This is a genomic window from Streptomyces sp. NPDC023481, assembly GCF_055560195.1.
In genome coordinates, this window is record NZ_JBVHJE010000004.1 from 73,030 (window position 1) to 86,376 (window position 13,347).

Below are 13,347 nucleotides of genomic sequence, written 5' to 3' on the forward strand. Positions count from 1 at the left end.
CGTCCCGAAGGAGAAGCACCACCGTGTCCAGCAGCTCCGGCCACATACCGGTGGGGGGCCCGTCGCGCACCCCGCGCCCCCCGTACGCGCAGCGAGGAGGTGAGCGCGGATGTGCGGCCTGAGCGGAGAGATCCGCTTCGACGGCACCCGGCCCGACCTGGCGGCCGTCGAGCGCATGAACGACCGGCTCGCCCCCCGCGGACCCGACGGCGAGGGGATCTGGTCACGGGACGCCGTCGCGCTGGGACACCGCCGGCTGAAGATCATCGATCTCACCGAGCGCGGGGCCCAGCCGCTGACCGACGCCGAGCAGCAGATCACCGGCGTCTTCAACGGCTGCATCTACAACTACCAGGAGCTGCGCAGGGAACTGTCGGCCCTCGGGCACCGGTTCCGGTCCACCTCCGACACCGAGGTCGTCCTCACGGCGTACCGGCAGTGGGGCACCGCCTGTGTCGACCACTTCCACGGCATGTTCGCCTTCGCCCTCGTCGAGCACCGCACCGGCCGTCTGGTCCTGGGCCGCGACCGGCTCGGCATCAAGCCCCTGTACCTGGCCGAGACCCCGGGGCGGCTGCGGTTCGCCTCCTCGCTGCCCGCCCTGCTCGCGGCCGGCGGTGTGGACACCTCGCTCGACCCGGCCGCCGTCCACCAGTACCTCAGCTGGCACGCGACCGTGGCCGCGCCCCGGACCGTACTGGCCGGGGTGCGCAAGCTGCCCCCGGCCACCGTGCGGGTCGTGGAGCCGGACGGCACCCACCGGGACCACCGGTACTGGCAGCCGTCGTACACGCGCCGCCCCGAGCACTCCGGCATGGGCGCCTCCGAGTGGCGGGACGCGGTACTGGAGGCCCTGCGCACCGCCGTACGGCGGCGGATGGTCGCCGACGTGCCGGTCGGCGTCCTGCTGTCCGGAGGTCTGGACTCCAGCCTGATCGTGGCCCTGCTGGCCGACGAGGGGCAGCGCGACCTGGCGACGTTCAGCGTCGGCTTCGAGGCGGAGGCCGGTGACGAGGGGGACGAGTTCCGCTACTCCGACCTGGTCGCCAGGGAGTTCGCCACCGACCACCACCAGCTGGTGGTGCCCTCGCAGCGGGTGTCGACGGCCCTGGACGGGGCGGTCGCGGCGATGAGCGAACCCATGGTGAGCCACGACGTGGTCGCCTTCCACCTGCTGTCCGAGCAGGTGTCCAAGAACGTCAAGGTCGTCCAGAGCGGGCAGGGCGCCGACGAGGTCTTCGCCGGCTACCACTGGTACCCCGAACTGGCCGCCGCTGCCCGCGAGGACGAGCCCCAGCGGTACGCCGAGACGTACTTCGACCGGCCGCACGCCGACCTCGCCGCGATGCTGCACCCGGACATGCTGCCGCCGGACGACGTCTCCGGCCGGTTCGTCCGGGAGCACATGGCGGCGCCGGGAGCCGAGACGGCGCTCGACGCCGCCCTGCGCCTCGACACCCATGTCATGCTGGTGGACGACCCGGTCAAGCGGGTCGACAACATGACGATGGACTGGGGCCTGGAGGCCCGCGTGCCGTTCCTCGACCACGAACTGGTCGAGTTGGCCGCCGCGTGCCCACCCGAGCTGAAGCTGGCCGACGGCGGCAAGGGCGTCCTGAAGGAGGCCGGCCGCAAGCTGCTGCCCCGCGAGGTGGTCGACCGCCCCAAGGGCTACTTCCCGGTCCCGGCGATCACCCACATGGCCGGACCCGTCCTGGACCGGGTGCGTGCCGCGCTGGACGCCCCCGAGGCGAAGCGGCGCGGACTCTTCAAGGACTCCTACGTCGCCGAACTCCTGGCGGCCCCCGACCGACACCGCACCAAGCGCGGAGCGAACGCGCTGTGGCAAGTGGCTTTGCTGGAGATATGGCTGCAGACGAACGGAATCTGACCGGGGAACCCCCCGCGGTCCCGCCGCCCGACGCCGGCCCCGCCGGTGCCGGGCGGCCGTCCACCGTCCACCCGCCGCGGCCGGCCGCGGACGGCCGGGCCCCCGCCTTCGCCGCGCCCGCCCGTGTCCCGCTGCCGAACGCCTCCGGGCCGCGCGAGGCGACGACCCGGCTCATCGCGCACGGCTGCTGGTACCCCTCGGCCGACCCCGCCGGCACCACGGTCGCCTTCATCTGCGACCGGGGCGGTGTGCCGCAGCTGTGGACGGGCCCCGCCGACGGGGAGGCCGTCCACCTGCTGGACGACGGGCCGGACCCCGTGACGGAGGTGTCCTGGTCGCCCGACGGCCGCTGGATCGCCTACACGACGGCCCCCGGCGGCGGCGAGCACACCCGGGTGCTGTGCGTCCGCCCCGACGGCAGCGACCGGCACGTCCTCGCCGGGGCCGAGCCGGGCAGCTCGGCCCACCTGGGCTGCTGGGCGCACGACGGGTCGGCGGTCGCGGTCACCGTCGCGATCCCCACCGCGAGATCCACCGTCCTACCCGGCCCGGACACCGCGACCGGGACCGGCGCGTCCGGGCCCGTCCCGGCCGACGGCCTGCCGGCCCCCTGGCAGGGCCGCACGGGCGACACCGGACTCCTCGGCCCGGCACCCCACACCGACCCCGGCCCCGCACTGCCGTCCCCCGTCCTGACCGTGGGGACGACGGTGACCGGCGCACCGCGCGGCGGCACCGCGGCGGCGGCCGGGTTCGGCGACGGACTGTCGGCGTACCTCGTCGACCCCGACGGTGTCGCCGCCCCCGTCCTGCTCGCCGTCGAGCGGGACGCGGCGACGCTCCGCGTGTGCGACCTCAGCCGGGACGGCGCGCTCGTGCTGCTGCGCCGGGGGCCCCGCGGCCGGCGGGAGGCGGTCGTGCTGCGCACCGCCGACCACGAGACGACCTGTGTCGTGCCGGTGGCCGACGGGGACCCGTGGATCGGCGGCTTCTCCCCCCGCGCCGACACCCTGTGGCTGCGCAGCAACGCCCACCGGGAGTTCGCGGTCCTGCTCGCCGCCGCACTCGACCCGCAGGGGCGGCCGTGCGGCTGGTCGGTCGGCGCCGCGCGCGAGGACAGCGACCTGGAGCTGCTGCGGTGCTCCCGCGACGGCGGCCGCGCCGTCCTCGCCTGGAACGTCCGGGGCATGAGCGAGGTGGAGGTGCTGGACACGGACGCGTCAGGCCCGCCCGGCGCGGACCCGGGCACCGCCCGCCCCGTGTCCCTGCCGCACGAGGTCGTCACGCGCGTCGCGGACGCCGGCCCCCGGCTGCTGCTGGCCCTCTCCGGGTCCCGCCGCCGCCCCGGCATCTGGTGGCTGCCCGACGGCGCGACCCCGGTACGCACCCCGTGGTCGTCACGGGACGAGGACGCCGTCCCGCCGGGCCGCCCGCCCGTACGACCGGTGCCGCTGCGGCCCACCGCACGGGACGGGCTGGAGCTGAACGGCTGGTACTACCGCGCGCCGGGCCGCGGCCCCGGCGAACCGGCGCCCTGCGTCATCCACCTGCACGGCGGACCCGAGGACCAGGAACGCCCCGTCCTCGACCCGCTGTACCACGAGATCCTGGGGCGGGGCCTGGACATCTTCGCGCCCGACGTCCGCGGGTCCTCCGGATACGGCCGGTCGTTCGTCGACGCGGACCTGGGCAGGGGACGGTTCGCGGCGATCGACGACGTGGCGGACTGCGCCGCCCACGTGGTGCTGGCCAGCCCGGCCGATCCCGCCCGGCTGGCCGTGATGGGCCGCTCGTACGGCGGCTACCTCACGTTCGCCTCCCTGGTGTGGCACCCCGACCTGTTCCGCACCGGCGTCGCGGTGTGCGGCATGTCGGACCTCACGACGTTCTTCGCGGGCACCGAACCCTGGATCGCCCAGTCGGCGGCCCACAAGTACGGCCACCCCGAACGCGACCGCGAACTCCTGCGGTCCCTGTCACCGATGAGCCGGATCGACGCGCTGCGGGCACCGGTGCTCGCCGTGCACGGGGAGCACGACACCAACGTGCCGCCGGGGGAGTCCGAGCGGTTCGTCCGGGCGGCCCGCGACCGCGGTGTGCCCGCCGAACTGCTCACCCTGCTGGACGAGGGGCACGAATTCCTGCGCGCCGACAACCGCCGGCTCTTCCGCCGCGCCGCAGCCGACTGGCTGGAACGCCACCTGACCACCTGACCGCCCGATTACCTGACCACCTGACCGTCCGACGACCTGCCCCGGAGGTCCGCGTGGCCGGACCGGCCCGGGGTACCAGGACAGCCCTGTCACCGTGCGAGGAGGGTGAAATGACCGCGAAAGGGCCACCGGCGCGCGGCCGGGGGGCCGGGCGGCCGCGGTTGCGCGAGACGGCCGCCGAGGTGTTCGGCTGGGCGGAACTGCGTCCCGAACAGCTCACCGCCATGGAGTGGGTGCTTCAGGGACGGGACTGCCTGGTCGTCATGCCGACCGGATCGGGCAAGTCCGCCGTGTACCAGGTCCCCGGCCTGCTGCTGTCCGGGCCGGTCGTCGTCGTGTCACCGCTGCTCGCCCTGCAACGCGACCAGATCGCGGGGCTGCCCGGCGGCGACCGCGGCCCCGGTGCCGTCGCCGTCAACTCCGACCTGGGCGCGGCCGAGACCGAGGAGGCCTGGGCGGCGGTACGCGAGGGCGCGGTCCGCTACGTCTACCTGTCCCCGGAGCAACTGGCCAAGGACGAGGTCGTGCAGCGGCTGACCGAGGCGGACCCCGCCCTCGTCGTGGTGGACGAGGCCCAGTGCGTGTCCTCGTGGGGCCACGACTTCCGGCCCGACTACCTGCGCCTGGCCCAGGCGGTACGGCGGCTGGGCCGGCCGCCCGTGCTCGCGCTCACCGCGACCGCCGCGCCCCCGGTACGGCAGGACATCGTCGAACGGCTCGGCATGGACCGGCCGCGGCAGCTCGTCACCGGATTCGACCGCCCCGGCATCAGGCTCCAGGTGCGCCGCCACCTGGAGGACGGCGAACGGCGGGCCCGGGTCCTGGAGGACGCCGCCGCCCTGCCCAAGCCCGGCATCGTCTACACCGCGACCCGCAAGGACAGCGAGTCCTACGCCGCCGAGCTGGCCTCCCTCGGGCTCGCCGCCAGCGCCTTCCACGCGGGACTGCGGGCCGCCGAACGCCACCGGGTCCACGAGGCGTTCCTCGCCGGTGACCTGGACGTCGTCGTGGCGACCTCGGCCTTCGGGATGGGCATCGACAAGGAGGACGTACGGTTCGTGCTGCACGCGTCGCTGCCCGGCTCCCTGGACGCCTACTACCAGGAGATCGGGCGCTGCGGCCGCGACGGACGGCCCGCCCTCGCGGTACTGCACTACCGCACCGAGGACACGGGCATGCAGGCGTACTTCAGAAGCCGTACGCCCCGCCCCGAGGCCGTGGACGCGGTCGTACGGGCGGTCCACGCCCACCGGGACGCCCCGGCGGACCTCGGCGGGCTGCGCCGGGACACCGGCATGTCGCGGGCCCGGGTCACCGCGGCCGTGAACCTGCTGGAGGAGTCCGGCGCCGTGGCCACGGACGCCTCGGGCGCCGTCCGTCCGGCCGCGGACATCGCGCCGGCGCACGCGGTACGGCGAGCCCTGGAGACCGCCGAGGCCCACAAGCGCATGGACCGCTCGCGCGTCGACATGGCCCGGGCGTACGCCGAGACGACCGGCTGCCGACGGCGCTTCCTCCTGGGCTACTTCGGCGAGGAGTACGAGGCACCCTGCGGCAACTGCGACGTGTGCGACGAGCGGGAGGACGGCGACGGCGGCGCGGCGGGCGAACGGCACCCGGACGCCGGTGCCTATCCGACCGGGGCCGCGGTACGGCACGGCGAGTGGGGCCGCGGCACCGTGCTGAGCGAGGACGGCGACCGCATCACCGTCCTCTTCGACGAGGTCGGCTACCGCACGCTCTCCCTGGACGCCCTCGCCGACCGGGACGACCTGCTCACCGTGGTGACCGGTCCGGACCCGGACCGGCCGGAGCCGAGGGGGTGAGCGTGAGGAGCGTACGCAGCGCCCGCGCCACCGAGGGCAGCTCGGTGTCGAGGTAGAAGTGGCCGCCGTCGAAGGCGAGGAGGTCACCCGGGCGCGTGGAGTGGGCGAGCCAGCCGCGGGCGTCCTCGACCGTGACGACCGGGTCGGCGGTCCCGACCATGACGGTGAGCGGGATGTCCAGGGGCGGCCCCGGCAGCCAGCGGTAGCGCCCGAGGGCCCCGTAGTCGGCGCGGAGCGTGGGCAGCACCATCTCCAGCAGTTCCGGGTCGTCCAGGACCCGGCTGCCCGTACCGCCCAGGCGGCGGATCTCGGCGATCAGGGCCGCGTCGCCCTCCAGGAGGTCGCTAGGCCGGGGCTCCGGGCCCGGGGCGCCCCGCCCGGACAGGATCAGACGCAGCGGTGTGGCCAGGCCGAACTCGGTGAGCACACGGGCCGTTTCGTAGGCGACGACCGCGCCCATACTGTGGCCGAAGAACGCGTACGGGCGCTGCGGGCCCCGGGCCAGCTCCTCGGCGACGGTCCGCGCCAGATGGGTGAGGGAGGTCAGCGCGGGCTCCCGCCGGCGGTCCTGGCGCCCCGGGTACTGGACGGCCACCACGTCGATGTCGGGCGCCAGGGCCCGGGTCAGGCCGAGGTAGGCGCTGGCGGCGCCGCCCGCGTGCGGGAAGCAGACGAGCTGGAGCCCGCCGCCCTCGGAGCTCGCGAACCGCCGCAACGAGCGGCTCTCCACTGCGGACATGTCGGTTCCAATCCAGCGGCCGCCGCGCCCCGGCCGGTCGGGCCGGGGCGCGGCAGCCGCTTGTCGTAGCGAACGGCTGGGAGGAAGGGGCCGGGGTCAGACGGACAGACGGGCGTCCGCCTCGGCGGGCGGGAGGAAGCCGGCCTCCGTGAAGAAGGCCACGTACCGCCGGAACAGGTCGACCGTCATCTCCGGGCACTCGATCCCGGTGCCCTCCAGCGCCTCTTCGGACAGGCTCGTGTCGACCGGCGGGTAGAAGGTCCCGTCGCCCTTCACCAGCATCTCGAACGCCTCCAGCAGCGGAAGCATCACGTTGTCGGAGTCCGACCGCACCAGGGCGCTCCAGGAGTCCCAGTCCAGCTCCTCCAGCACATGACCCCGGGCCCGCAGCTCGGTGACGAACTCGGCGAAGGTCATGTGGCTCTGGTTGTAGAGGTGGAAGGTGCCCGGGCCGGTCCGGTCCGACAGGGACAGGGCGACCACCGCGGAGCTGACGTAGTCCACGGGCGTGAGCGGGACCGCGGTGTCCAGGCCGGCCGGGACGGCTCCGGCCTGGATCAGCCCGCGCAGGCTCAGCCACACGAAGTCACGGGTCTGGCAGGCGCCGTTGACCGCGTCGCCCGAGACGACGTCCACGCGGTACACGGACACGGGCAGACCCCGGTCGCGGGCGATGCCGATGACCTGCTCGGCGACCCACTTGCTGCGCAGGTAACCGCTGGGCAGCGCCTCGGCGGGCCCGGTGGGGTCGTCCACGCCCAGCGGCCGCCCGCCCGCACCCTCGCCCGCGAACACCCCGATGGTGGACACGTGGTGCACCGGTACGGTGCGGTGGCGTGCCGCGAGCCGCAGCACCTCCTGCGTGCCGCCCACGTTGGCCGCCTTCAGCGTGCCGAACGGGTGCAGCCAGTGCACCTGGGCGCCGCCGTGGTAGACGACGTCGACCGTGCGGGCCAGGTCGTCGAACTCCTCCTCGCTCAGGCCGAACCGGGGCTCGGCGAGGTCACCGACGACCACCTCGATCCGGGCGGGGTCCACCTCGTCCCACACGCGGTAGTACCGCAGGTTCTCCCGCAGCCGCCGCAGACCGTCCGCCGCGTCCCGCGCGCGGACGAGGCAGTGCAGGGTGCCCCGGGTGGAGCGCGACAGGTCGCGCAGCAGGAACGCGCCGAGGAAGCCGGTGGCGCCGGTCAGGAACACGTGTGCCGGGTCGTCCACCCGGCGTACGACCTCGGCGGCGGGCCGGATCGCCTCGTCCAGGCGGATCTCCGCCGCGTAGTCCTCGCCCTGCCGGCCGCCCGCACCATCGACCAGGGTGGTCAGCAGGAACTCCGCCAGCGCGCGGGGCGTGGGGTGGTCGAAGACCAGGGTGCCGGGCAGCCGCAGGTCCAGCTCCGAGCCCAGCTGGTTGCGCAGCTCCACCGCGGTGAGCGAGTCGAACCCGAGCCCGGTGAAGGCCCGTTCGGCGTCGAGGGACGACGGGTCGCCGTGGCCGAGGACCGCCGCGGTGGCGGCGAGCACCACGTCCTGGACGAGCCCGAGCCGTTCGCGTTCGCCGGCCGTGCTCAGGCGCCGTGCCAGATCGCCCGCCGTGCGCTCGGAGTTGTTGGCGGCGCGCCGCACCGGCCTGCGCACGAGGCCGGCGAGCAGCGGCGGCACCTGCGCGGGGCGCTCCCGCATCGCGGCGAGGTCCAGCGGGGTGACGACGGGCGCGGGAAACGGCAGGGCGAGGGCGGCGTCCAGCAGCCGGGGGCCCTGCTCCGCGGAGATGATGCCGAACCCGGCACGGGTGATGCGGGCGATGTCGGCATCGTCCAGGTCACCGGTGATGCCGGAGTCCTGGGCCCACAGCCCCCACGCCACCGAGGTGCCGGGCAGGCCCCGGGCGGCGCGCAGGGCGGCGAGCCCGTCCAGGAAGGCGTTGGCCGCCGCGTAGTTGGCCTGGCCGGCACCGCCGATGACCCCCGCGAGGGAGGAGAACAGCACGAAGGCGGACAGGTCCAGGTTCTCGGTCAGTTCGTGCAGGTGCCAGGCCGCGTCGGCCTTCGGCGCGAACACGGCGTCGAGGCGCTCCGGGGTGAGGTCGGTGACCAGCCCGTCGTCGATGACACCGGCCAGGTGCAGGACCCCGCTCAGCGGGTGCTCGGCGGGTACGGCGTCGAGGACGGCGGCCAGCGCGGACCGGTCGGTGATGTCGGCGGCGACCACGGTCGCCGTGGCACCCAGCGCGGCCAGTTCCGCCCGCAGCTCCTCGGCGCCCGGCGCGGCGGGGCCCCGGCGGCTGACCAGCAGCAGCTGCCGCACCCCGTGCTCGCGCGCCAGGTGGCGGGCGAACAGGGCACCGAGGCTGCCGGTGCCGCCGGTGACGAGGACCGTGCCCTCGGGGTCCCAGGGGCGGGCGTCTGTCCCTGGGCGGGGGGTGCCGTTCGCGGGGCGGGGGGCGTGTCCTGGGTGGGGGGCGCGCGACACGCTCGGCAGCAGGACGCGGCCGTCGCGGACGGCGGCCTGGGCGGCTCCGGAGGCGACCACCGCGGACAGGGGGCCCGCGAGGGCATCCGGGTCGTCCGTGTCGGCGTCCACGAGGACGATCCGGTTCGGGGCCTCCGACTGCGCCGAGCGCAGCAGACCCCAGTCGGCCGAGCCGGCCGGGTCGAGGAACGTCTCGCCCCCGGTGGCCACACCGCCCCGGGTCACCACGACCAGCGGTACGGCGCCGGGCCGCTCGTCGGCCAGCCAGCGCTGGACGAGGCCGAGGGTGGCGTGCCGGTGCGCGCGCACGGCGGCGACGGTGTCCGCGCCCCGCGGGTCGACGGGCGGCCTGAACACCACGACCGCGTCGGCCTGGCCGCGTTCGGCCCGCGTGATCGCCTCGGCCAGGCCGAGGCCGCCGGTTCCCGCGCCGGCAAAGGCGGCGGAGGCGGCGGTGCGGCGGTCGAGGTCCTCGCCGACGACGGCGAGGGCCGGTGCGGTGAGCGGCTCGGGCAACGGCGTGGCCCGCCACTGCACGCGGAACAACGCGTCGGCGTCCCGGGCCACGGCGTCGCGCACCCGGCCGGCGTCCACCGTGCGGCGGGTGACGGCACGGGCGAACGCCACGGGCTGGCCGGAGCGGTCGGCGAGACGCACGGCGACCGTGTCCACGCCCGTCCGGACCAGATGCGCGCGCAGCGCGGTGGCCCCTGTGGCGTACAGCTGGAAACCGCTCCACTCGACGGCGAGCGTCTCCTCGCCCCCTTCCGGGTGCGGGCCGGTGAGCCCCCCGGCGTACAGGGCCGAACGCAGCAACGCCGGGTGCAGGCCGAAGTCGGCGGCCTCGCCGTGCAGCGCCTCGTCGAGGACGACCTCGGCGAAGACCTCGTCGCCGAGCCGCCAGGCGGCGGTGACACCCCGGGCCGTGTCCGGGTCCGCGAGGCCGAGCGCGGCCGCCTCGGGCGGCGGCCACGCGACCGGGCCGAACGGCGCCCTTGCCGTGCCGGGGCCCAGCCGCCCCCGCGCGTACACCCTCCACGGCAGGTCGCCACCGTCGGGGCGGGCGTGCAGGGTGAAGGCCCGCGCCAGGTTCCCGTCCGGCTCCTCGACGGACAGCTGGAGCTGGAGCCGGCCGTCCTCCGGCAGCGTCGGCGGCACGTCCAGGACCAGTGACTCCACCGCACCCGTGCCGAGTTCGTCACCGGCGCGCATGAGGGCGTCCACCAGGGCCTCCGGCGGCAGCGCGACCACTCCGAGGAGGGCGTGGCCGAGCAGCCACGGATGGCTGCGCACCGAGACACGGCCGGTGAACAACGCGCCCCGACCGTCCGCGTGTTCCACCTGGGCGCCGAACAGCGGGTGCCCGCCCGACCGGACACCGAGACCGGCGGCGTCCACGGCACCGGCGACGGGCCTGATCCAGTACCGCTCGTGCTGGAAGGCGTAGGTGGGCAGGGGTGATGCGGTGTGACGGGCGCCGGTACCGGCGAAGAAGGCCGTCCAGTCCACCGGTATGCCGTGGGTGTGCAGGGCGCCGAGGGCTTGGACGAGGGTGCGGGTTTCATCGTGGTCGCGGCGCAGGAGGGGGATGGCGGTGGTGTTGTCGATGGTGTCGTGGGTGAGGGCGGTGAGGACGGCGTCGGGGCCGATCTCCAGGAAGAGTGTGGTTCCGGCGTCGTGCAGAGTGTGGAGTGCGTCGGTGAAGCGGACGGTGCCGCGGATCTGGTCGGTCCAGTAGCGGGGGGTGCGTAGTTCGTCGGGGGTGGTGATGCGTCCGGTGAGGGTGGAGACGAGGGGGATGCGGGGTGGGTGGTAGGTGAGGGTGGCGGCGATGTCGTGGAACCGGTCGAGGATGGCGTCCATGTGGGGGGAGTGGAAGGCGTGGGAGACGGTCAGGCGTGCGGCCTTGCGTCCCTGTTCCTTCCATCGGGTGATCTGCCGTTCGACTGTGTCGGTGTCGCCGGAGATCACGGTGGAGTGCGGGCCGTTGACGGCGGCGATCGCGATGGTGCCTGTTTCGTGGGTGAGTGCGGTGCGGACTTCGTCTTCGGTGGCTTGGATGGCGGCCATGGCGCCGCCGTGGGGGGCGGCTTGCATCAGGCGACCTCGGGCGGCGACGAGTCGTGCGGCGTCGGGGAGGGAGAGGATGCCTGCGGCGTGGGCGGCGGCGAGTTCGCCGATGGAGTGGCCGGTGAGGTAGTCGGGGGTGATGCCCCAGGACTCCAGGAGTCGGAGGAGGGCGACTTCGATGGCGAAGAGGGCGGGTTGGGTGTATGCGGTGCGGTGCAGGTCGTCGCCGTCGGTGAGGATGTCTCTCAACGGGCGGGGAAGGTGCGGGTCGAAGGCGGTGGCGATCTCGTCGAAGGCGGTGGCGAAGGCGGGGAAGGCCGTGTAGAGCTGTCGGCCCATGCCGAGTCGTTGGGCGCCCTGGCCGGTGAACAGGAACGCCGTTTTACCGGAGCGGCGGATCTGGGACGGCTGGACGCCGACGCCCTGTGCCAGTTTCCTTACTGCTTCGAGGAGTTCCTCGCGATCGGCGCCGGTCACCACGGCACGGTGGTCGAACGCGGCCCTTTCCGTGGCCAGGGAGAGGGCGACGTCCTGCGTCGGCAGTTCGGGGTGGGCCTCCAGGTGGGCCACCAGCCGTGCCGCCTGGTCACGGACCGCCTGCGCGCTCTTGGCCGACAAGACCCAGGGGACGACGGGAAGACCGGGGCGGGCGGAGTCGGTGTCGGGGGTGTCCTCGGCGGGGGCCTGTTCGACGATGACGTGGGCGTTGGTGCCGCTCACGCCGAAGGCGGAGACGCCCGCGCGGCGGGGCCGGCCCTCGACCGCGGGCCACTCCCGCGCCTCGGTCAGCAGCTCCACCGCCCCCGCGTCCCAGTCCACATGGCTGGACGGCTTCCCCACGTGCAGGGTCCGCGGGAGCACCCCGTGGCGCATGGCCTCGATCATCTTGATCACACCGCCCACACCGGCGGCGGCGACCGAGTGGCCGATGTTCGACTTGAGCGAGCCGAGGTAGAGAGGACGGCCGGCGGGGCGCCCCTGACCGTAGGTGGCCAGCAGCGCGTGGGCCTCGATGGGGTCGCCGAGGCGGGTGCCCGTGCCGTGCGCTTCGACGGCGTCCACGTCCAGGGGGCTCAGCCCGGCACTGGCCAGGGCCTCCCGGATGACGCGCTCCTGGGAGGGGCCGTTCGGCGCGGTCAGACCGTTGCTGGCGCCGTCCTGGTTCACCGCCGTACCCCGGATGACCGCCAGGACCCGGTGGCCGTTCTTCCGCGCGTCGGACAGCTTCTCGACCACGAGCAGGCCGACGCCCTCGGACCAGCCGGTGCCGTCGGCGTCGTCGGAGAAGGACTTGCAGCGGCCGTCGGCGGCCAGGCCGCGCTGCCGGGAGAAGTCCACGAAGCCGCTCGGGGAACCGGAGACGGTGACGCCGCCCGCGAGGGCGAGCGTGGACTCGCCCGAGCGCAACGACTGCACGGCCATGTGCAGCGCCACGAGGGAGGAGGAGCACGCCGTGTCCACGGAGACGGCCGGGCCCTCCAGGCCGAAGGTGTAGGCGATCCGGCCGGAGGCCACGCTGGAGAGCTTGCTCGTCATGAGGTAGCCCTCGAGTTCCTCGGGGCCCTCGCGGTCGAGGTAGCTCTGTTCCACGAGGCCGGCGAACACCCCGGTGCGGCTGCCCCTGAGGGCGGCCGGGTCGAGGCCGGCGCTCTCCAGCGCCTCCCACGCGGTCTCCAGCAGGACCCGCTGCTGCGGGTCCATGCCCAGGGCCTCGCGCGGCGAGATGCCGAAGAAGGCCGCGTCGAACTCAGCCGCCCCGTCCAGGAACCCGCCCTCACGGGTGTAGGACTTGCCCGCCTTGCCGGGCTCCGGGTCGTACAGGCCCTCGATGTCCCAGCCGCGGTCGGTGGGCCAGGGCGTGATGCCGTCCACCCCGTCGGCGACGAGCCGCCACAGTTCGGCGGGCGAGGTCACACCGCCCGGGTAACGGCAGGCCATGCCGATGACGGCGACGGGCTCGCTACGACCGTCTTCCAGCTCGGTGATCCGCTGCTTGGCCTTGTGCAGGTCGGCGGTGACCCACTTGAGGTAGTCGACCAGCTTCTCCTCGTTGGTCTGCTGGTCGTTCGGTCCCTTGGCGGCGGGAGTGTGCTGGGCCCGGTCGTTGGACTCGGTAGCCATGCTGGTTCGTTTCTCCTC

5 protein-coding genes are annotated in these 13,347 nt (G+C 74.6%); 3 read left to right on the plus strand and 2 right to left on the minus strand.

Annotation, left to right across the window (positions count from 1 at the left end):
* Positions 1–109: 109 nt before the first annotated feature.
* From ACZ3ZD_RS10625 to ACZ3ZD_RS10635, 3 genes are all read left to right on the plus strand, one after another.
* Positions 110–1,891, plus strand: coding sequence for an N-acetylglutaminylglutamine amidotransferase (locus ACZ3ZD_RS10625; protein WP_467395400.1), 1,782 nt, complete (start codon positions 110–112; stop codon positions 1,889–1,891).
* On the plus strand, positions 1,867–4,104 hold the full coding sequence (locus ACZ3ZD_RS10630; RefSeq protein WP_467395401.1) for a S9 family peptidase: 2,238 nt from the start codon (positions 1,867–1,869) through the stop codon (positions 4,102–4,104). Before ACZ3ZD_RS10625 ends, ACZ3ZD_RS10630 begins: the two co-directional genes overlap by 25 nt.
* Positions 4,105–4,214: 110 nt before the next feature.
* Positions 4,215–5,930 carry a RecQ family ATP-dependent DNA helicase gene (locus ACZ3ZD_RS10635; RefSeq protein WP_467395402.1) on the plus strand — a complete coding sequence of 572 codons (1,716 nt, stop codon included), beginning with the start codon at positions 4,215–4,217 and terminating at the stop codon, positions 5,928–5,930.
* Here the strand turns inward: ACZ3ZD_RS10635 and ACZ3ZD_RS10640 are convergent.
* The gene (locus ACZ3ZD_RS10640) at positions 5,881–6,669 is read right to left on the minus strand and encodes a thioesterase II family protein (protein WP_467395403.1); all 789 of its coding nucleotides are present in this window, start codon (positions 6,667–6,669) and stop codon (positions 5,881–5,883) included. The genes ACZ3ZD_RS10635 and ACZ3ZD_RS10640 overlap by 50 nt on opposite strands.
* Before the next feature lie 96 nt (positions 6,670–6,765).
* A complete protein-coding gene (locus ACZ3ZD_RS10645) occupies positions 6,766–13,329 on the minus strand; it encodes a thioester reductase domain-containing protein (RefSeq protein ID WP_467395404.1) in 6,564 nt (2,187 codons plus the stop codon).
* Positions 13,330–13,347: the final 18 nt, after the last annotated feature.